General features: G+C 66.1%; 15 protein-coding genes. 10 read left to right on the top strand and 5 right to left on the bottom strand.

Annotated features, from left to right (window positions below; genetic code table 11):
• Positions 1-2: 2 nt before the first annotated feature.
• From QUE25_RS06345 to QUE25_RS06325, 5 genes are all read left to right on the top strand, one after another.
• Positions 3-1241 (top strand): glycosyltransferase, encoded by a 1239-nt coding sequence (locus tag QUE25_RS06345; RefSeq protein WP_286268297.1) that lies wholly within the window; start codon positions 3-5, stop codon positions 1239-1241.
• Positions 1238-2017, top strand: a complete 780-nt coding sequence (locus tag QUE25_RS06340; protein WP_286268296.1) for a PIG-L family deacetylase — start codon at positions 1238-1240, stop codon at positions 2015-2017. The genes QUE25_RS06345 and QUE25_RS06340 overlap by 4 nt, the downstream gene beginning before the upstream one ends.
• Positions 2018-2019: 2 nt before the next feature.
• Entirely contained in the window at positions 2020-2700 is a 681-nt protein-coding gene (locus tag QUE25_RS06335; RefSeq protein WP_286268510.1) for a response regulator, read from the top strand.
• A gap of 71 nt (positions 2701-2771) precedes the next feature.
• On the top strand, positions 2772-2894 hold the full coding sequence (locus tag QUE25_RS06330) for a hypothetical protein (protein WP_286268295.1): 123 nt from the start codon (positions 2772-2774) through the stop codon (positions 2892-2894).
• Positions 2885-3787 (top strand): histidine kinase, encoded by a 903-nt coding sequence (locus QUE25_RS06325; RefSeq protein WP_286268294.1) that lies wholly within the window; start codon positions 2885-2887, stop codon positions 3785-3787. Before QUE25_RS06330 ends, QUE25_RS06325 begins: the two co-directional genes overlap by 10 nt.
• Here QUE25_RS06325 and QUE25_RS06320 read toward each other — a convergent pair.
• Complete coding sequence (locus QUE25_RS06320) at positions 3731-4867, bottom strand: ISAs1 family transposase (protein WP_286264634.1); 1137 nt, start codon at positions 4865-4867, stop codon at positions 3731-3733. The genes QUE25_RS06325 and QUE25_RS06320 overlap by 57 nt on opposite strands.
• On the opposite strand from QUE25_RS06320, the gene QUE25_RS06315 reads away from it, so the two are divergent.
• Positions 4861-5451, top strand: coding sequence for a sensor histidine kinase (locus QUE25_RS06315; RefSeq protein ID WP_286268293.1), 591 nt, complete (start codon positions 4861-4863; stop codon positions 5449-5451). The genes QUE25_RS06320 and QUE25_RS06315 overlap by 7 nt on opposite strands.
• 23 nt (positions 5452-5474) lie before the next feature.
• Here QUE25_RS06315 and QUE25_RS06310 read toward each other — a convergent pair whose 3' ends face one another.
• The gene (locus QUE25_RS06310; RefSeq protein WP_286268292.1) at positions 5475-6455 is read right to left on the bottom strand and encodes a ribose-phosphate diphosphokinase; all 981 of its coding nucleotides are present in this window, start codon (positions 6453-6455) and stop codon (positions 5475-5477) included.
• 228 nt (positions 6456-6683) lie between these two features.
• Between QUE25_RS06310 and QUE25_RS06305 the strand changes: the two genes are divergently transcribed.
• Together QUE25_RS06305 and QUE25_RS06300 are read left to right on the top strand one after the other, a co-directional pair.
• Positions 6684-8417, top strand: coding sequence for an AMP-binding protein (locus QUE25_RS06305; RefSeq protein WP_286268291.1), 1734 nt, complete (start codon positions 6684-6686; stop codon positions 8415-8417).
• 47 nt (positions 8418-8464) lie between these two features.
• Positions 8465-10102, top strand: coding sequence for an FAD-binding protein (locus QUE25_RS06300; RefSeq protein WP_286268290.1), 1638 nt, complete (start codon positions 8465-8467; stop codon positions 10100-10102).
• A 34-nt stretch (positions 10103-10136) separates the two neighbouring features.
• Here the strand turns inward: QUE25_RS06300 and QUE25_RS06295 are convergent, their stop codons facing one another.
• Positions 10137-10715 carry a TetR/AcrR family transcriptional regulator gene (locus QUE25_RS06295; protein WP_286268289.1) on the bottom strand — a complete coding sequence of 193 codons (579 nt, stop codon included), beginning with the start codon at positions 10713-10715 and terminating at the stop codon, positions 10137-10139.
• A 212-nt stretch (positions 10716-10927) separates the two neighbouring features.
• Here QUE25_RS06295 and QUE25_RS06290 point away from each other — a divergent pair, with 212 nt between their 5' ends.
• A complete protein-coding gene (locus QUE25_RS06290; protein ID WP_286268288.1) occupies positions 10928-15316 on the top strand; it encodes a 2-hydroxyacyl-CoA dehydratase in 4389 nt (1462 codons plus the stop codon).
• Here the strand turns inward: QUE25_RS06290 and QUE25_RS06285 are convergent.
• Both QUE25_RS06285 and QUE25_RS06280 read right to left on the bottom strand, forming a co-directional pair.
• Positions 15297-16646 carry a DUF222 domain-containing protein gene (locus QUE25_RS06285; RefSeq protein WP_286268287.1) on the bottom strand — a complete coding sequence of 450 codons (1350 nt, stop codon included), beginning with the start codon at positions 16644-16646 and terminating at the stop codon, positions 15297-15299. The genes QUE25_RS06290 and QUE25_RS06285 overlap by 20 nt on opposite strands.
• A gap of 69 nt (positions 16647-16715) precedes the next feature.
• Positions 16716-19232, bottom strand: coding sequence for a sigma-70 family RNA polymerase sigma factor (locus QUE25_RS06280; protein ID WP_286268286.1), 2517 nt, complete (start codon positions 19230-19232; stop codon positions 16716-16718).
• Between the two features lie 154 nt (positions 19233-19386).
• Here QUE25_RS06280 and QUE25_RS06275 point away from each other — a divergent pair, with 154 nt between their 5' ends.
• Positions 19387-20475 carry a glutathione S-transferase family protein gene (locus QUE25_RS06275; RefSeq protein WP_286268285.1) on the top strand — a complete coding sequence of 363 codons (1089 nt, stop codon included), beginning with the start codon at positions 19387-19389 and terminating at the stop codon, positions 20473-20475.
• The last annotated feature ends 7 nt before the right edge of the window (positions 20476-20482 follow it).

The raw sequence follows: 20482 nt of genomic DNA, 5'->3' as shown, positions 1-20482 counted from the left end.
AGGTGACCAGCGCTGATCTGATAGAGCCTGCCGCCAGATCTTTGCGTGTGGTGATGGTCTCGATGCATACCTCACCCACGGCGTCCCCAGGATCGGCGGATGCGGGCGGGATGAACGTGGTGGCGCTCAATTCCGCCCTGGCGCTGGCCGAGCGCGGACATCGCGTCGACCTACTGACCCGGCGCGACGATCCGGCTGCGCCCTTCGTGGTCGAGCTGTCGCCGGGAGTGCGGCTGTTCAATCTGGACGCGGGACCTGCCGAGCCGGTCGCGAAGAGCGAGCAGGAGGTCTTGATCGAGCCGTTCAGTCAGGCGCTGGCTCGTTGGTGGCGTTCGGAGGGTGCCGACGTCGATATCGTCCATTCGCATCACTGGTTCTCCGGGGTGGCGGCGCTGCCGATCGCCCGCGCCGCCGGGGTGCCGCATCTGCAGAGCTATCACTCGGTGGCGGCACCGGCCGGTGCCCCGCTCGACGACGGCGAACAGCCCGAATCATCCGGACGCAATGCCGGCGAGCGCTTGGTCGCCGAGCAGTCGGACGGGATCATCGCGGTCAGCCAGGCCGAGAAGGCGACCATCGTCGAACGCCTGGGGGCCGCCCCCGAATGCGTGCGGGTGGTGCACCCGGGGGTGAACGTCGATCAGTTCCGGCCGCTTCGTCCCGGCGAACCGCATTGGGCCTGGGACGGCTGTTACCTCCTGTTCGCCGCGCGACTTCAGCCGCTGAAGGCACCCGATCTGGCAGTGCGGATGCTCGCGGCGATGCCGGCCGGCGAGCGTCCACGACTGGTGATCGCCGGAGAGACGTCGGCCGATTTCTCGTGGTACACCCAGGAATTGCGCGATCTGGTCGACTCGCTGGGGCTGACCGATGAGGTGACCTATCTCGGCTCGCAGGACCGCGACGAGCTGGCCGCCATGATGCGCGGTGCCTGCGCGCTGCTGAACCCCAGTCGTTCCGAGACCTACGGTCTGATCAATCTGGAGGCATCGGCTTCGGGCGTCCCGGTGGTGGCCAGCCGAAATGGGGGCATGCCGGAGTCGGTGATCGACGACGTGACCGGATTGTTGCTCGACAGCCGCGATCCCGAGGTGTGGGCCGAGGCGGTGAGCAGGTTCACCCATGAACCCGAGTACCGTGCCGCGTTCGGGCGGGCCGGTCGCGAGTTCGCGCTGACCCGCGCCTGGCCGGTCGTGGCCAAAGAATTGGAGACCATCTACCTTCAGGAGGTGGCGCCATGAGGACGCCACTCGATGTGCTTGCCGGCGCTGCCGAATCCGACTCAATAGTTCCGCTGTTCGTGCACGCCCATCCCGACGACGAGACCGTGCAGACCGGCTCCCTGCTGGCGTGGCTGGCGGCCCAGGGGCTGCCGGTGAGCGTGCTGACCTGCACCCGGGGCGAGCAGGGCGAAATCGTTTCGGGGGTGCTGCCCGCATCGACTACGGCAGATGAGTTGGTCCGGGTGCGCGAGGCAGAGCTGGCGCACGCTATCGAGACGCTCGGAGTGGCTGCGTCCTACTTTTTGGGGACGCCACCTGCCAGGGCCGCCGGGCTCGGACGACGGGACTACCACGATTCCGGGATGCGCTGGGTGGCCGAAGGCCTGGCCGGGCCCGCCGATATCGACGATCCGGACACCTTCACCGCGTCCCGCCTGGACGACGAGGTCGCCGACCTGCTGGCGCTGATCGATCGGGTCCGGCCGACGGTCGTCGTGGGCTATGACCGGCTGGGCAGCTACGGGCATCCCGATCATGTTCGGGCTCACGAACTCGCGGCTGTTGCTGCTGAGGCCGCCGGCCTGCCGCTTGTCGAAGTCGCCTCGGATCCCGACACCGACGGGTTCGAGTGGTTCGATCTGTCCGATCGCAAGCAGACGGTGATCCAGGCGTTGCGCTGCTACGCCACCCAGCTCACCGTGGTCGATGACCACATCGTCCATGTCGGCGGTCAGCATCAGGCCCTGCCCCTGAGGGCCGGGCTGCGAGTGAAGGCGGATAGGGTCATCCCGTGAGGATGATCGGCGAGCCCGATCAGGGCACGATCCGGGTGCTCCTCGTCGAGGACGAGGCGCTCGCGCAGCGCGCCATCGCCGCCTATCTGGCCGTGGCCGACGGCATTCAGCTGGTTGGAGTTGCCAATGACGGACTGGAGGCGATCCAGCTGGCCACCGAAGTGGCCGCCGATGTCGCTATCGTCGACATCCACATGCCCCGGCTGAACGGCATCGAGACGACCCGGCGGCTGACCCGCAGCCCGTTCAACCTCAAGGTGCTCTGCTTCACCGCGCTGGCCAGCGATGAACTCCTGATCGACGCGTTGTCTGCCGGTGCGTCCGGCTTCCTGCTCAAATCGGACAGCCCCGAACTCATCCAGCATGGGGTGCGCAGCGCGCATTCCGGTGACGCGCTGATCTCTCCGCAACTGGTCTGCCAGGTACTAGCCCGCGTGCAGACCCGGACGCAGCCCCCGGCCGACCTTTCGGCGACCGAGGTCGACCTCGTCCGGCTGATCGGCTACGGACTGACGAACGCCCAGATCGGTACCCGGCTGGGCTACTCCATCAGCACCGTGAAGACCTACGTGAGCCGCCTGCTGACGCGGCTCGACAGGCGTAATCGTGCCGAGATCGCGACCCTGGCCTACGAATGGGGACTCGTCGACGAGCGCAAGGGTCAATCAACCAAAGTTGATTGAGCCGGTGTGCGTTCCTGTGAAGGCCGTGCCGCGGGTTAGCCTGTAGCCAACCATCGCGGGAAGGAGTTGCCATGAGCGCACCGATCACTGTGTCCGCAATCGCCAAGTATGCGGCGATCGCCGGATTGGTCATCACGAACTTCAGCAGCGGAGAGGCCTGGTACTGCCAGGTCTTCTTCTGGGTATGCCGCTAACCAGCTCGCTGGCCTCCCACAGATTCGGGGGGCTCTACCGATTCTTGCAGTCCGGATGGGTGGAGTTGTCGCTGGCACTGCTGGCGGTCGGCATCGGCATCTCCAGTCCCCCGGAAACAGCGTTGACCTGGCTGACGCTGGCGGTGTTCGGCGTCGGTGCGGCCGTTTCGGGGATCGCAGTCCTGCTCGGTACGGCGTTGGTCTGCGTCGGCTTGCTCATCTCGCTCACGTTGCCGCCCGACCAGGTTTCGGCCGCCGGGCTGGCGCTGTTCGTGCCGATCATTGCGGCTGTGCGGCTCTGGTCTCGGTATGCCATCGCGATCACTCTCGTCCTGGTCGGTCTCGGCTTCTACACGATGTTCGTCCACGCGACCGGTGATCGTCCGCTCACGCTTGCCATCGTCGCGATCTTCCCGACCCTCCTGGCGCTGAGCCTGGGCGCGGGCCTGGTGATACGGTCGTCGCGCCAACAGCTGGAGAACGAGCGGCAGCGAGCGGACGAGCGGTTGGCCGAGCTGCGCCTGGAACTCGCCCGCGAACTGCACGACAACGCTGTTCACAAGATCTCGCAGGCCGCCATGCTCGCGCACATGGCGGCTCTGCACCCTGATACCCCGCCCGAGCTGAGCCGGGAATTCACCGAGATCGCGACCTCTTGTAATGACGCGGCCCACGAGCTGCGCCTGCTGCTGACCGGTTTGCGCCAGGACAATCCCAACCTCAGCGATGGCCAGCCACAGATCATCGACGCCGATGCCTTGACCGCGCTCATCGAAGGTCAGGCCGACCGGCTGGCCGCACTCGGTTTCGCGGCAGGGCCCCGGAAAGGTCTTGTTTCAGCTTGTGAGGGCGCATGTGATGGCTCTTTCGGGGTTGCGGGCGTGGTGGCGTAGGGCGGTGGCGATGTTGTCCCAGCCGGTGAGTCGCAGGATCGAGATCGCGGTGTTGCGCAGGCTGGCCATGACATGGGCGGCGTGGCCGGTGCGGACGTGGGAGCGGTCTTCGTCGTAGGTGACGTCGCGGACCCAGTGCAGGGCGTTCTCGATCGACCAGTGCCCTTGGACCCAGGCGGCCAGGGTCGCCGGTGGCGCGTCGTGATGGTCGGCGGAGGTGATCAGGTACACCACCTCGACGGTCTTCTTCCCGTTCTTGGTGACTGTGCGGCGTAGCTGGGCGACCTGGGCCGCGCCGGTGAACTCCGGCCAGCCGGGCAGGGTGGGCGTCTCAATGACCTTGATGGTTCGCGTGGCGCGCCTGCCGTGGCCGTGCTGGGTCGAGGTCGATCCGACGGGCACCTTGTTCCAGGGCAGCGCTTTGAGCGCTGCCAGCAGGGTGGGGCGGTTGGCCTTGACGGTGAACACATAGTCCGCGCCGGCAGCGATGATGGCCTTGGCGGTGTCGTCTTGGGTGTGCATCGCATCGGCTGTGATCACGCATCCGGCCAAGTCAGCCGGGTCAAAGCCGGCGAGCAGATCCCGCACCGCAGGGATCTCATTGCTCTTCGCCTCGACCGCGTGCTGGCCGAGCACGACGCCTGTGGCGTGGTCGAGTGCGGCAATCAGATGCGGTGCGCTGCCCGCTTTGGAGCGTGCACCCCGCACCGTCTTGCCGTCGATCGCGACAACCCGACGGCCTGCGATGTGGCGGACCCGGCACCAGGCGAACACCGCCAGCGCAGCATCCAGAGCGGCCGCGTCGATCCGGGCGAACAGTTTGCGCAGTGTGGACTCCACCGGCGCGCGTTCCAAGTCGAGCCGGTCCAGGTGCCCAGCGTCGAGATCCAGCGCCCAGTCCCCGATCGCTGCGAACGAGCGCGCTCCGGCGAGCACCGCACACACTGCGACGGCGAGCATCCCGGCCAGCGGGTAGCGGACCCCGCGTGGGTCTCGGGGATCGGGAACATGGTTCAAGGCGGTCATCAGGTCACCGGCGCGTTCGATCCTGCTCGCGCCGACTGTCGGGGAAGATGGCATCGGCGGGTGTGGTCCTGGGTCGGGGAAGGTTGTATGGCAACTCCCATCCCAGCCCCACAGGCCACACCCGTCCCACACGCCACGCCGGTCACACCCCCACGTTCTCCCAAGTCACAGGCCCATCAACCGACCTTTCCGGGGCCCTGGGTTTCGCGGTCTCCCACGATCTGAAGATCGATGCGCCGACGAGTCTGCAATGCCGCACGCTCGCCGCGATCAGCGTCGAAGCCGTCAACAACATCATCCAGCACGCGCCGGCGAGGAGCGACTGCAGCATCCGGGTTGTGCAGCAGGGCTCCACGGTGGTGGCCGAGTTCACCAACCACACCCGTAGCGCCAGGCAAGCGGCCACTCGGCCGTCGTTCGGCCTGCTCGGCATCGAGGAGCGCGCCAGGGCGGCGGGCGGGTACATCACGATCAGCAAACCGCCGGGCTATTGGCGGCTGGAGGTCACGCTACCCTCGCTGCCGTCGGTGGTCGATGCCGAACCTCGCTCTCAGAGCCCCGCAGCATCACCGACCTCTCCGCCGGAGCAGGGGAAACCGTCATTGACCGAGGCGAGACCGACCGACTACCGCATCTGACGCACGGCATCTGAGGCACCCGGTCAGAACAGCCCCGCGGGAGCGGTGGGGGGAGCGTAGACGGGATCGACGCCCTGGAAGAGCTTGCTGACCGAGCGTCCCTGATGGATGCGTCCGATCGCTTCAGCGAAAAGCGGAGCGACACTGATCGTGGTCAGTTCGGGCCAGCCGGTCGGCGGCGGCACGGTGTCGGTGGCGACCACGTTGTCGATGAAATCGTTGGCGCGCAGCCGCTCGACGGCGCGTCCGGCGAACAGCCCATGGGTGCAGGCAACCGTCACCGACAGAACGCCGAAGTCCCGGAGCCGTTGGGTGATCTCGAGGATCGACCCGCCGGTGGCGATCTCGTCGTCCAGCACGATCGCGTGCCGCCCGGTGACATCGCCGACGATCGAATCGACCACCACTCTGTCATCTGCCAATCGCCGCTTGCTGCCGGCGGCGACCGGCAGCCCGAGTAGCCGGGCGAACTGGGTGGCGTTCTTCGCGTTGCCCAGGTCGGGGCTGACGACTACGCCATTGCTCAGATCGGTGGCGCGGAAATGGTCCGCCAGCACCCCGAGCGCAGTCAGCTGATCGACCGGACAGCTGAAGAAGCCCTGCACCTGCGGCGAGTGCAACTGCATCGTCAGCACTCTCGAAACCCCCGCAGTGACCAAGAGATCGGCGACCAGGCGCCCGCCCAGCGATATGCGGGAGGCGTCCTTCTTGTCCGAACGCGCGTAGGAGTAGTGCGGAATCACAGCGGTGATCTGGGCTGCGGATGCTCCGCGGGCCGCATCGATCATCAGCAGCAACTCCATCAGGTGTTCCTGAGTTCGCGGAACCAGCGGCTGGATGATGTAAACGTCGCGCTGCCGGACATTGGTCAGCAACTGGGCCTGCAGGCAGTCATTGCTGAACCGGCTGAGGCGCACCGGCGACACCCTGGTGCCCAGGTGTTCACAGATCTGATTGGCGAACGTTTGGTGCGCCGATCCGGAGAAGATGACGATGTCCTTCACGCGGTGAGATCCCTTCGAGCCTCGCGTTGCTGACCTTCTCAGCCTAGTGGGTGCGGCCCGGGTTGAGGGCCGGTCGCGCGTCAGTGCCTGATCTTCTTCAGTTGGCGCCCGAAGTCGCCGAAACGGCCATTTGGATCGATCCAGCCGGCGAAGTGAAGAAGATCAGGCACGCCCGTGGTGTCCGTTGTCCTCGGTCATGTGGCTGGCTGCTGTGAAAGAATTCAACACATGGCCACCGATCCGAATCAGACCCAAGCCGACCTGCCGCCGTGGCGTCGGACCCTCGACGACGGTTCCCCCTACTGGACGAAGCACTACCAGCCGGGCGTACCCGCCGAGATCGAGTTGCCCACCAAGCCGCTGACCACATTGCTGGAGACCGCGGTGCGAGAAGGCGGCTCGCACGTGGCCACGGATTTCTTCGGTGCCGAGATGACCTATCGGCAGCTGGGGGACCGGGTGGCGCGGGCTGCCGAAGGGTTGCGCCGGCTCGGCGTGCGGGCCGGTGATCGGGTGGCGCTGTTGCTACCGAACTGTCCTCAGCATCTGATCGCCTTCTATGCCGTGCTCCGGCTGGGTGCGGTGGTCATCGAACACAATCCGTTGTACACGGCGCCCGAGCTGGAGCGGCTCTTCGAAGACCACGGGGCACGGGTGGCCATCTGCCTGGATTCGGCGATCCACACCCTCGACGAGCTGCCCACGTACGCGCGGCCGGCCACCGTGGTCTCGGTGAACCTGATCAAGGCGCTGCCAAAGAGGCTGCAGCTGGCGCTGGGGCTGCCGGTTCCGGCGCTCAAGAAGAAGCGCGCTGCCTTGTCGAGCGGCACCAAGGGGACCATCAGTTGGGAGAAGCTGATCAAGCACCGCCCGCTCAGCCGCCGCTTCCCGCGTCCGGATGTGCATGATCTGGCCGTCATCCAGTACACCTCGGGCACCACCGGCAGCGCCAAGGGTGCCATGCTCACGCACTTCAATCTCTATTCGAACGCCCGGCAGGGCGAGGCGTGGATGCTCGGAGCCGAGCCGCGACGCGAAACCAGCTACGCGGTGCTGCCGATGTTCCATGCTTTCGGCGTCACCATGCACACCACCTTCGGCGTGCTCAAGCAGTCCCGTCAGGTGCTGTTCCCCAAACCCGACACCGCGATGATCCTGGACGCCTGGCACAAGCACCCAGCGAGCATCTACTGCGTTGTGCCGATTCTGTACCAACGCACCGCAGAAGGCGCCCGGGATCGCGGCCAGTCGCTGGCGAGTGCCCGCTGGTGCATCTCCGGTGCGATGGCGCTGCCCGAGGAGACCCGCGAGCTGTGGGAATCGGTGTCCAGTGGGCTGCTGGTCGAGGGCTACGGGCTCACCGAGGCATCCCCGGTGGCGCTCGGCAACCCGTTCTTCCCGACCAGGGTGTCCGGGACGATCGGTGTCCCGTTCCCGTCGACCCTGATGAAGGTCGTCGAGGTGGACGATCCGTCGCGCGAGGTCGGTGTCGATGAGCCCGGAGAACTGCTGATCAAGGGCCCCCAGGTCTTCCAGGGATATTGGCGCGATCCGGAGACGACATCGGACACCCTGGTGGATGGCTGGTTGCGCACCGGCGACGTGGTCACCGTCGACAACGAGGGCTTCACCACGATCGTCGACCGCAAGAAAGAGATCATCATCACCGGCGGATTCAACGTCAGCCCCAGCGAGGTCGAGCAGGTGCTCAAACAGCACGAGGGGATCGACGATGTCGCGGTGGTGGGGCTACCCACCGAGCGCGGGGACGAGGAAGTCGTCGCTGCGGTCGTCCCGGCTGAAGGTTTCGAGCTGAACGACGACGAACTGCGCACCTGGGCGAAACAGAGCCTGGCCGCCTACAAGGTGCCCCGGCACTTCATCAAGGTGGACGAGCTGCCCCGCTCGCTGCTGGGCAAGGTGCTCCGTGGTGAGGTGCGCAAGCAGATCGCACACAAGTGACCCGGCCGGGTCGTTCGGGCAGCGGAGGCGATTCACAGCGATTGCCAGTGCCGGTAACGGACCGCCCGGCGGCCGACCTGATGACCGACGTGGTCATCGTCGGCAGTACCCCCGGGGCGCTGTGTGCGGCCATCGCCTGCCGTCAGGCGGGTCTGGAGGTGCTGGTCGCCGAGCCCTCCGGCCAACTCGGCGGCATCGCCGCGACGCGGGGTGGGCGGCTGTGGCTGCCCGGCCGCGACGGCCCGACAGCCGATGACTACGCGTCGGCCCGCGATTATTTCGACCGCGTGGTGGGCGACTTCGAGCCATGCAGCAGTGCTCCCCGCCGGCATGCCTTCCTGACCGGCACGGCCGGGTTGGCGAGCTGGCTGGCTTCGCTGGGCGTCGATCTGGAACCGGATTCCGCCGGCGATGCCTACCCCGATATTCCGGGGGCGCTGGCGAGCGGCCGGGTGCTGAGGCCGGCGCTGGTGGAGACCACGGCGATCGGCCGGCTCGTGGAGTTCTTGCCGGCCGGCGGCGGCTCCGGCACCGACGGCGTTCTCGACAAGCTCGAACACGGCGCGCGCCGGGTGGGCGAATTCGCCCTGGGGCGCCGCTGGGGCGGCGGTGCGGTGGCGCTGGAGTCGGCGCTGCTGGCGGTCTGTCAGCGGCTGCAGGTGAACATCTGGTGGCAGGCTCCGGTGCGCCGGCTGGTGGTGACCTCCACCGGTAACGACTTCGAGACGGCCGAGCGGGTCGCTGGTGTCGTCGTCGACCGAGGGGGCCGCACGGTGCGGGTGCTGGCCGGTCGCGGGGTGGTTCTCGCCGAGGGTGGCTTCGAAGCCGATGCCGCGCTGCGCCGCGAGTTCCTGCCGAGGCCCTCTCGTCCGGATTGGACGATCGGCCTGCCATCCCGGGCCGGCGCCGACCAACTGGAATGGGCCGGCGAGCTCGGGCTCGGGCTGGCCGGGATGGGCTATGCCTGGTGGCGTCCTGGCTTGTGGGCCCCGGGTGTCCCGGTTCAGGACGCCGGACGCTCGCTGGCCGTGCCGCACGGCTTCGTCGTCGACTCGACCGGGCGCCGGTTCGTCAACGAAGCGTGCGCCGGAGTGGACTTTTGCCGCGCGCTGTATGCCAGATTCAACGATCTGGGGCCGCAGATGAGCGCCTGGCTGATCGTCGATTCCGACCACCGCAGGCGCTACCCACTCGGTGACGTCGAGCCGGGGCGCCTGCCACGAGCAGCCGAGAAGTCGGGATTCGTGACCACGGCGAGCACCCTGCCCGAACTGGCCTGGAAGATCAAGGTCGACGCGTCCGGGCTGCAGGCGACGGCCGGGCGGTTCGAGCGGCATGCCGCCGACGGCAACGACGAGGATTTTCAGCGCGGCGCGGGCACCGCCGATCGGGCCCGCGGCGACCGCAAGGCGCGTCCCAACCCCTGCCTGGGTGCGGTGTCCAAGCCGCCCTTCTACGCGGTTCGGGTGGTGCCGGCCGATCTGGGTACCAAGGGCGGTCTGCTGACCGACGAATTCAGCCGGGTATTGCGGGCCGATGGCGGGCCGATGCCTGGGCTGTGGGCGATCGGATCCGCGGCGTCCTCGGTGGCCGGCCCGGCCGATCCTGCCCCGGGGGTCGGGCTCGCCGAAGCGATGGTAGCCGGGCGCGCGGCCGCGGCGTCCATCGCGGCGTCTGCCTGGTGAGGCCGAGGGATTGAACCGATCCGGCGTCCGGGGGTCAGCCTTGCGGCGTCTCCTCCGGAAGCCGCAGTAGGGCGACCGCCTGCTTCAGGTAGACCCGCTCGTCGAAGCCCTCCACGAGGACCCGCTGCGACGCGTAACCCAAAGTCAGCCCGACGAGCAGTTGGCTGTAGCCCTCGATCCGGGCGGCCGGAACGTCGTTCAGCCGCGCCCAGGCCTGCATGGTTTCCTCGACCGAATCGCGCAGCATCGAGAACTCGGCCCGCAGCCGGCGGCCCAGCGCGTCGTCGGTGATCGCACCCGCGCCGAGCTGGGCCAGCAATTCGCCCAGCTCGGGGGCCAGTTCGAGGGCGCTCATCGCATACGAAGCCAGCTGGGCGGGCGAGGCCGGGCGGTCCAGGTATTCCTTCAGAGCCGCCAGCGGAATGGAGATCGCGGACCGCGCCACCTCGACGACGACCGCATTCTTTCCGCTGAAGTGATGGTAGATCGCCCCCGCCGAGGTGCCGGACGCCGCAACCAGCTGCGCCACCGAGGTGCCCTGCACGCCATGCTGACGGATCAACATGGCAGCGGCCTCGATGATGGCGTTCCTGCTGGTCGATTTCTCGTTCACAGATCAACCTTAAGCTCGCCGCACCCGTTGCACGGCAGGCGTGGCCACACCCACCGGTAGTCGCACCGGGTCCAGGACCGCGCCAGCCGGTATTGAACTTTCAACTAAGGACGCACTAGGGCATTCGGATTGGAGAACGATCGTTCTGTGGGTTACCGTGAATACACGAACAGAATGAGCGTTCTGTCACATCCAGGCTCATGAAGGACGACATGACCACCACACTGTCTCTGGGACTCGATGTAGGTTCGACCACGGTCAAAGCAGTGGTGACCGATGGCAACCGGATCTTGTTCAGCGATTACCGTCGCCATAATGCCGATGTGCGTGGCGAGCTGGCCAAGTTGCTGCGTGACATCGAGAAGCAGTTCCCGACCGACACCGTCTGCGTGGCGATGACCGGCTCGGGTGGGTTGGGTGTCGCCAAGGCGATGGGTGTCCAGTTCGTCCAGGAGGTGATTGCCTCCACGGCGGCGATCGAGCGGCTCAACCCCGATGTCGATGTGATGATCGAACTCGGCGGCGAGGACGCCAAGATCACCTACCTGCACCCGGTGCCCGAACAGCGCATGAACGGCACCTGCGCCGGCGGTACCGGCGCCTTCATCGACCAGATGGCCACGCTGCTCAAAGTGGACGCCACCGGCCTCAACGATCTGGCCGCCGACTACGAGAATCTGTATCCGATCGCGTCGCGCTGCGGTGTCTTCGCGAAGACCGATGTGCAGCCGCTGCTCAATCAGGGCGCGGCGCATTCCGATATCGCGGCGTCGGTCTTCCAGGCTGTTGCCACGCAGACCGTCGCCGGTCTGGCCTGCGGACGCCCGATCCGCGGCAAGGTCATTTTCCTCGGCGGCCCGCTGCACTTCCTGTCCGAGTTGCGGGCGGCCTTCGTCCGCGCCCTGACCGACAATGTGGACGAGTTCGTCAACCCCGACAACGGCCAGCTCTACGTGGCCCTCGGCGCGGCTTTCAGCGCTCAGGGCCCGGCCCTGAGCCTGCCCCATCTGGCCAACGAACTCGCCAATGCCAACCAGATCGTGATGACCACCCGGACCATGCGTCCGCTGTTCTTGAACGAGCAGGAGAAGCAGGAGTTCCGGGAACGGCACGCCAAGGCCGACGTCCCGCAGGGCAGCCTCGACGGGGTCACCGGGCCGGTCTGGCTGGGCATCGATGCCGGTTCGACCACCATCAAGTCGGTCGTGCTGGACGCCGAGGGCACCATCGTCCATTCGACTTACGACTCCAATCAGGGAGATCCGGTCAAGGCCGCCGTCGCCATCGCGAAGGACGTCATCGCGGCTCTCCCGCACGGTGCCTTCATCGGGCGCGCCTGCGTCACCGGCTACGGAGAAGACCTGGTCAAGTCCGCATTGCACGCCGATGAGGGCGAGATCGAGACGATGGCGCACTACCGTGCGGCGTCCGCGGTCTGCCCGGGAGTGACCAGCCTGCTCGACATCGGCGGCCAGGACATGAAGTTCATCAAGATCCGCAACGAAGCGGTCGACTCGATCTCGGTCAACGAGGCCTGCTCGGCCGGGTGCGGCTCGTTCTTGCAGACCTTCGCCGAGACCATGAATACCGATGTCCGCAACTTCGCGAGGGTCGGCCTGGAATCATCGGCGCCGGTCGACCTGGGCAGCCGCTGCACCGTCTTCATGAATTCCTCGGTCAAGCAGGCTCAGAAGGAGGGCGCCTCGATCGGCGATATCTCCGCCGGACTGAGCTACTCGGTGGTCCGCAACGCCTTGTACAAGGTGATGAAGATGCGTGACAGCTCCGAGCTCGGTGACAAGGTGGTGGCCCAGGGCGGCACGTTCCTGAACGATGCGGTGCTGAGGGCGTTCGAACTGCAGACCGGTATCGAGGTCGTGCGTCCCAACATTTCGGGTCTGATGGGTGCCTACGGTGCGGCGCTGACCGCCCGGATGCATTACGAGCCGGGCGCGGTCTCGGCGATGATGGAACGCAACCTGGACGGTTTCACCGTCACCAGTGCGCAGCGCACCTGCCAGCTCTGCCAGAACCACTGCAAGCTGACCATCACCAACTTCGATGACGGTGCCCGGCATGTCTCGGGCAACCGCTGCGAGCGCGGCGCCTCGCTGGATGCCAAGCCCAAGAAGTCGGAGATCCCTAACCTCTACGACTACAAGTACAAGCGGGTCTTCGGCTACCGCCGGTTGACCGACGCCAAGGCGACCCGCGGGGAGATCGGCATTCCCCGTGCGCTGGGCATCTACGAGGACTACCCGCTGTGGTTCACGATCCTCACCGAACTCGGCTTCAAGGTCGTCATCTCGGGACGCAGCAGTCACGATCTGTTCCAGACCGGCATGGAATCGATCCCCTCCGAGAACGTCTGCTATCCGGCCAAGATCGCTCACGGCCACATCGAATGGCTGCTCGACAAGGGCATCAAGACGATCTTCATGCCGTGCGTCAACTACGAGCGCAAGCAGTTCGACGAAGCCGACAACAACTACAACTGCCCGATCGTGGCGTTCTACCCGCAGGTGCTGGAGAAGAACGTCGAGCGGTTGCGGGATCCGGACGTCAGGTTCCTCGACCCCTTCATCAACCTGAACAACCCGGAGAAGCTGGCCGAACGCATCGTCGACATCTTCGCCGACTGGAATGTCAGCCTGGCCGAGGCCAAGGGTGCGGTGGCGGCCGGCTATGCCGAACTCGATCAGGTGCACGCCGACATCAGGGCCGAGGGCGATCGGGCCCTGCAATACATGCGTGAGAAGGGCATCCGCGGCATCGTGCTGGCCGGTCGGCCGTATCACATCGATCCCGAGATCAACCATGGCGTCCCCGAGATGATCACCACGCTGGGCATGGCGGTGCTCAGCGAGGATGCGCTGACCAATGGCATGACGACGTCGCGGATGGAGCGTCCGCTGCGGGTGCGCGACCAGTGGACCTACCACACCAGGCTCTACGAGGCCGCCGCGCAGGTGGGGACCGAACCCGATCTCAACATCGTGCAGCTCAACAGCTTCGGCTGCGGCGTGGACGCAGTCACCACCGACCAGGTGCAGGAGATCTTGGAGAAGGTCGGCGATGTCTACACCGTGCTGAAGATCGACGAGGTCTCCAACCTGGGTGCCGCCAAGATCCGGCTGCGTTCGCTCCAGGCGGCGACCAAGGAGCGCCCGGCGTTCGATCCCAGCACCGAGATCGACACCACCGGCCCGAACCCCGTCTACGGATTGGCTGAGCGCGAGACGCACACCGTCTACGTGCCGCAGATGGCGCCGATTCACTTCCGGATGCTGGAGACTGTCTTGAGGCGCTCGGGCATCAAGGCCGAAGTGCTGGAGCATGCGTCGGTCGAAGATGTCGAGTGCGGCCTGCGCCATGTCAACAACGATGCTTGCTACCCGGCGATCATGGTGATCGGCCAGCTCATCAACAAGTTCGTCCAGGGCGGGGCCGATCCCGACAACTCGACGGTGGCGATCACCCAGACCGGTGGCATGTGCCGCGCGACGAACTATCTCGGCCTGCTGCGTAAGGGCCTGAAGGATGCCGGCTACCCGCAGGTGCCGGTGCTCGCGGTGAGTGCCCAGGGACTCGAATCGAACCCCGGCTTCAAGTTGAGTGCGGCCATGGTGCACCGCAGCATCGAGGCACTGGTGCTCGGTGATCTGTTGCAGATCGTGCTGCTGCGGGTGCGTCCCTATGAGCGTGATGAGGGTTCGGCGATGGCGCTCTACCGTCGCTGGGACGCCATCACCCGGGAGTTCTTCGACAACGGCGGCTGGTCGCCGACGCTACGGCGCCGCATCGGTTTCACCTGGCTTATCAACCAGATCGTCCGGGAGTTCGACAAACTGCCGCTGCTCAACATTCCGCGCAAGCCACGGGTGGGCGTGGTCGGCGAGATCCTGGTGAAGTTCCAGCCGGACGCAAACAACGATGCGGTGCGGGTGATCGAGGAGGAGGGCTGCGAGGCGGTACTGCCCGGCTTGGCCGCGTTCTTCCTGCAGGGCATGTACACCTCCGACTACAAGTGGGACACCTTCGGCATCGGCACCATGAAGGGCCGGATGGGTAACAGGTTCGGGGTCTGGGCGATCGAGCAGTACGAACGCCGCATGCACAAGGCGCTGGCCGCGACGAACGGCAAGTTCGATGTGCCGGAGTCCATCGAGCAGCTGGCCGAGAAGGCGAAGACCGTGATCTCGCTCGGCACCCAGGCCGGCGAGGGCTGGTTGCTGGTCGGCGAGATGATCGAGCTGATCCAGCACGGGACGCCGAACATCATCTGCGCTCAGCCGTTCGCCTGCCTGCCGAACCACGTTGTCGGACGCGGAATCTTCGCCGAACTGCGGCGTCAGTACCCGAGCGCCAACGTCGTGTCGATCGACTACGATCCGGGCGCCTCCGAGGTCAACCAGCTGAACCGCATCAAGCTGATGGTCGCCACCGCGCACAAGAACGCCGGCACGCTGAGCACCTGGACGGATGCGGATTCCGAGTTCGAGCCGACCGGCCGTGAGGTCAAGACCGTGCAGAAGCTGGTGGGCGCCGGCACTGGTGGGTCCGGGCCGATTCCGCTGGGCATCACGCCCGTCCTGCGCTGACGTCGCACGGCTGGGGTGCGGGTATGAGTATCTGGGTGGTTCCGGATGGGGTGACTTCGTAGCGGTAGCCGTGGGGTGAGGTCCAGCGGAATACACCGGAGGTGGGTTGTTCGAGTTTCCATCTGCCGTGGGTTTTCGCTCGGTGCGTCTTGCGGGATAGCGGTCCGAGGTTGTCGAGGCGGGTTTGGCCGGGTAAGCCGTCGACATAAGGGATGGTGTGATCCATGTCGCAGCGGCTGGCTTTGCGGGTGCCCCATGGGAACACGTCGACGGGGTTGCGCTGTTCGACGGCGAACCGCATCCGGGTAGGGGTTTCGTAGGCGTCGGCTGGTGCCATCTGGGTGGGGTCGATGACCGGTCGGATGATCACTTTCGAACCGGCGAGAAATCGCGGTAGTTGGTTGGTGAGGATCGGACCCCAGTCCTCTACCCTGGCTACCCCAGTCGCCGGGCCACGATCTATGGCAGACAGCGCAGGATCGGCAGCCGAGATATGCACCACGAGTGTGTGGATCGGTCGATCGGAGTGGCCTGCTCCCTGTCGGGTGGGGGTGTCTGTGGGGATGTCGTGGATTCTGCGGTAGGCGTCGCGGACCAGCATCCCGAAGGCGGCGGCCCGCCGACGATCCAGATCGGCACCGGCGAACACCTCGGGTTTGGTGGGTAGGGTCTTGGCGAGCTGGCTGAGCACATGGTCGAACATGATCCCGTCCACTGGGTTGACCAGACCCCAGAAACTGACGTGGCCGTCTTCGATCCGGGAAACCCGAACATGACGGGCCTGGCGCCGCGCCTCGGCACGATGGCGGGCAAGCTCAGTGTCGGCGGCCACGATCTGGCCGGGCAGCGCTTTCATGAGCCGGGGGAATGGCAGCTTGCCCACCCCGGTGCTCATGGCGCGATCGACCTTCAAGGCGGCTTCACTGGACAGATGCGAGCATGCGGCACAGATCTTGGTCGCCTGCCACACCCGGATCTTGCCCGCCAGAATTGCTTTCCACAACAGCGGATGCCGATGCCGCAGATCTAGTGCGTCACCGATCCGGCAGATCGCCGACTGGGGCGAAATACCCAGCAGCCCGCCGATCTCCAGCCCCAGGAATTCGCCGACCTCGGGAGTGCCATCATGGCCGGGCCGCATCAGTGCTTCGATACCTTCACCTACCGCGGTCGGGTCGATCTGCCACAGATCAGCGGCATGGGTGATCGCCACGAGTTCGGCGACCTCGGCAGCAACCAGCTGCCGGTGCGCGTGATTCAACGCATCGAACGCTTCACTGCTGGTCTTCGGGTCGACCAGCAGCGAAGGGACGCGGGTGAGATCCTCCATAACTAAAGTTTACTCGAACATACGTTCGAATATGAGGCTTTCGCGACATATCCTCAGGGAATCTCCGCCTCAGCTACCGGCGGCGAGTGGTTCTGCCCGCCGGGGCACGTAGTTGGTGGTCTGCACGGCGGTATCCAAGAAGCCCCTTCGAGCACGATATCCGGCCTCGGCGGTCTGATCACTGTCCCGAACAAGCCCGGCCGACTCGGCGAACTCCAGGCACCTGTTGAGAGCGACCTTTTCCAATTGCCGGACGCGCTCCCGGGTGATGCCGAGCCGGGCGCCGACGGTTTCCAGGGTCTCGTCCTCGCCGGTCTGCAGCCCGAAGCGGCAGCGAAGCACGAACGCAAGCCGGGGATCCTCCCGTTCGAGCGGATTCAGCATCAGCGACAGCTGTTCTGATCTCGACAGACGCTCGAGCACCTGTTCGGACGAACCGTCCACTTCACCGACGAGCGGGGACATCACGACGCAGTCCTCGTCGCCGTCGTCGACGATGGCGTGGATGCTCAGAACTGGTCGCATCAGCCGCGCCATGCGCTGCAGTTCGTCCGCGCTGATCTCGTGGTCGGGCAGCCCGCCGGGATAGCGTCGTGCGAACTCGGGCCAGCCGAGGTTCTCTTTGCCGCGTAGCCGATCGACCGTCCTGGCTTTCTCGACGAAATGCACCGGGAGCCGGATCAGGCGGCCCTGATCGGCCAGTCCCCTGGTGATGGCCTGCTTGATCCACCAGGAGGCGTAGGTGGAAAACTTGAATCCCCTGCGGTAGTCGAACTTCTCGACCGCACGAATGAGGCCGAGATTGCCTTCCTGGATCACGTCGATGAGGTCAAGACCCTGCTCCGTGTAGCGCTTGGCGATCGAAACGACCAAGCGCAGATTGCTGGTGATCATCAGCTCTCGTGCTTGTGCGCCCTGGTGGGCGATGCGTTCCAGCACAGCCCGGGGGAAGCGGACATCGCCCACCTGCAAGAGGTGCTGAGCATACAGCCCCGACTCGATCTGGCGGCCCAGCCGGACCTCGTCCTCAGCCTCCAACAACCGATACCGTCCGATGGCCACCAGGTAGTCGCGGACGATGTCGTCGCTGAGTGGCATGAACCACGAGTCCGCCGGACCCGCATCGGGCGGAGCCTGTCCCGGTCTCGTTCTACCGCGCCGCCGGGCAACAGCGCCCGGCGCGCTGGTCGCAGCATCCGAGCTGTCCTCGCGCGGACTGCTGACGATCTGCGGCTGGCCGGGATCGCCGGTCGCCAGAAACTCCAGGAGCCGCGGCACCTCGCTGGCGAGCTCAAGATCGAAGGACTCCGTCGCAGTGGCCGCCGGCCTCGCGATCTCGTAGAAATCGGGAAGATGATCTTGAGTGAAGGGGTCTTCCACCGTCTGCTTGGCGTAGAGGACGACGAACCGCGCCTCCTTGCCCGGCTTGCGACGAAGGACGCGTCCCAGCCGTTGGATCATCTGACGGCGGCTGCGGTTGGTGGCCAGGACGATGCCCAGATCGGCCTCCGGCACGTCGACGCCCTCGTCCAGCACCCTTGGCGCTGAGATGGCCTGGAGTGATCTGTCACGAAAAAGATCGAGTCGGGCTTCGCGCTGGTCGTTGGACATCTCGGAGTGGATCGCCGCCGCGGTGCAGCCGGTGGTCTCGAGCACTTCGGCGACCTGGCGGCTGGCCTCCACGGTCTGGGTGAAGACGATGGTCCCGGATGATTCATGAATGCTCGGCGTGAGGGCCGCGAGAGCCAGGAGTTTCATCCGGGTGCCCGCAAGCAACTTCCGGCGGTCGGAGAACCGGGCCATGTAGTGCCGGGCCAGACCGCCGCCGCCGTCGAGTGTGTGGTCCTCGGCGAGCAGCGATACCGCCTTGAGGAATTCACCGATCGGCTCTGCGGGAACGCCGTAGTGCTTGATCAGCCTGTGTCGCGCCTTGTACAGGTCCTCTTCGATCTCTGCATAGCGAGCCCGCTCGGTATCTTCCAGCGGCACGGCCGCGAAGGCCATCCGGAACGGCGCGATGAGCTGGTCGCGGGCCGCCCGCGGGTAGTCCAGATCGAAGCAGATGTCACCGAAATAGCTCCGCAGAATGCGATCGCCGTCATCATCGCGGGCGACAGTCGCCGAGAGTCCGAGCCGCCGCGGGTACTCGGGACGCAGCGCGAGGGCGAATGCCTGCGCGCCGTAGCGGTGGCATTCATCGGCGACCAGGAGCCCTTCTTCGCCCCGCATGAGCGCGGGCTTGCGGTACGCCGACTGCACTGTCATGACGAGCACCTGCCAGGCCAGAGGACTCCGGATGTCATCGCTGGCGCGCGCACCGGGCAACAGATCCCTCAGGGTGGCCAGCCATTGCTGCACCAGAACAAGGCTGGGGACGATCACCACCGCGCGCATGCCGTCGTCCAGCGCCTCGGCGACCGCCGCTGCACCGACTCGGGTCTTTCCCGCTCCGGTCACGGCTTGCACCATGCCTGACCGGTTCTGCCGCCGCCAGGCACCGAGGGCTTCGCGCTGCCAGTCGTACAGCGAGATCTCCGCGCGTGCCGGCCCGGCAGGTTGCAGCACGCCGCCTGCGATGCGAAGCACTTCGTGACCCCCCGACTCTGGGTTCTGCGACCTTGGTTCTGGGGCATCACGTTAGCCCGCATCCCTGACGTTTTCCGCAGTGCAGCCGGTGGCGAACGGCGATCCGGGCGGCCGTGGCTGGGTACAGTCAAAGTATCAACTACAAGGAGGAGCCATGACCGACTGGGCGGGGGACGCGAAGAACGCTTCGACCGACGGAGAGTTCGTGCGCGATGCCAGGTACATCAGCGACCGAATCGTGGCCTCGGTACCCGCTGGATCCGGCCCGCAGCCGATGCCGGGCACCGATGGCCGGGTGGGTGAACTGCTGTGGCCGGCCGAGCCCGGACGCTATCGGCTGATGGCTGCTCGCGCCTGCCCGTGGGCGCACCGGGCGGTCATCGTCCGCCGTCTGATGGGCCTGGAGGACGCCTTCTCGCTCAGCCTCGCCGCGCCCACCCACGACGTCCGATCCTGGAACTACGCCGGCGTCTACCCCGATGGTCTCGACCCCGTCCTCAAGATTCCGCGCCTGCAGGACGCCTACTTCGCGCGAATCCCCGACTACCCGCGCGGCATCACCGTGCCCGCGATGGCCGAAATAGTTTCCGGCAAGGTCGTCACCAACGACTTCGATCAGATGACCATCGACTTCATCCGCGAGTGGGGCCCCTACCAGCGGGCCGGCGCCCCCGATCTGTATCCCGACGAGCTGGTCGACGAGATCGAATCGGTCAACGAACTGATCTACCCGAAGATCAACAACGGCGTCTACAAGTGTGGTTTCGCGGGCAGCCAGGAGGCCTATGACAAGGCCTATCGCGAGCTCTGGGAGGCCCTCGACGTTATCACCGACCGGCTATCCGACCGGCGCTACCTGGTCAGCGATCACCTCACGCTGGCCGATATCCGCCTGTTCACCACGCTGGTGCGTTTCGACCCGGTCTACCACGGCCACTTCAAGTGCAACCGCTCCAAGATCACCGAGATCCCGGTGCTGTGGGGCTACCTACGCGATCTCTTCCAGACTCCGGGCTTCGGCGACACCGTCGACTTCGTCCAGATCAAGCAGCACTACTACATCGTCCATACCGACATCAATCCGACCAAGATCGTACCGCTGGGTCCCGATCTGTCGGGTCTGCTCACCCCGCATGGACGAGAGGCACTCGGCGGCACGCCCTTCGGTGACGGTACCGCTCCCGGCCCGGTACGCCCGGACGAGCAGCCGACCGCCGGACACAATCCGCTGTACCCCGCCTGAGGACCGC

The sequence above is a fragment of the Brooklawnia propionicigenes genome (assembly GCF_030297015.1).
Classification (GTDB): domain Bacteria; phylum Actinomycetota; class Actinomycetes; order Propionibacteriales; family Propionibacteriaceae; genus Brooklawnia; species Brooklawnia propionicigenes.
The sequence above is the reverse complement of the archived record's forward strand: the minus strand, read 5'-3'. Positions and strand labels throughout refer to the sequence as shown.

What these genes read in the sequence shown, in the direction of transcription:
- QUE25_RS06320 (WP_286264634.1), bottom strand. Translation starts at nt 4,867, where the DNA reads ATGCCATCTTCCCCGACAGTCGGCGCGAGCAGGATCGAACGCGCCGGT.
- QUE25_RS06330 (WP_286268295.1), top strand. Translation starts at nt 2,772, where the DNA reads ATGAGCGCACCGATCACTGTGTCCGCAATCGCCAAGTATGCGGCGATC.
- QUE25_RS06335 (WP_286268510.1), top strand. Translation starts at nt 2,020, where the DNA reads ATGATCGGCGAGCCCGATCAGGGCACGATCCGGGTGCTCCTCGTCGAG.
- QUE25_RS06290 (WP_286268288.1), top strand. Translation starts at nt 10,928, where the DNA reads ATGACCACCACACTGTCTCTGGGACTCGATGTAGGTTCGACCACGGTC.
- QUE25_RS06275 (WP_286268285.1), top strand. Translation starts at nt 19,387, where the DNA reads ATGACCGACTGGGCGGGGGACGCGAAGAACGCTTCGACCGACGGAGAG.
- QUE25_RS06305 (WP_286268291.1), top strand. Translation starts at nt 6,684, where the DNA reads ATGGCCACCGATCCGAATCAGACCCAAGCCGACCTGCCGCCGTGGCGT.
- QUE25_RS06340 (WP_286268296.1), top strand. Translation starts at nt 1,238, where the DNA reads ATGAGGACGCCACTCGATGTGCTTGCCGGCGCTGCCGAATCCGACTCA.
- QUE25_RS06315 (WP_286268293.1), top strand. Translation starts at nt 4,861, where the DNA reads ATGGCATCGGCGGGTGTGGTCCTGGGTCGGGGAAGGTTGTATGGCAAC.
- QUE25_RS06325 (WP_286268294.1), top strand. Translation starts at nt 2,885, where the DNA reads ATGCCGCTAACCAGCTCGCTGGCCTCCCACAGATTCGGGGGGCTCTAC.
- QUE25_RS06285 (WP_286268287.1), bottom strand. Translation starts at nt 16,646, where the DNA reads ATGGAGGATCTCACCCGCGTCCCTTCGCTGCTGGTCGACCCGAAGACC.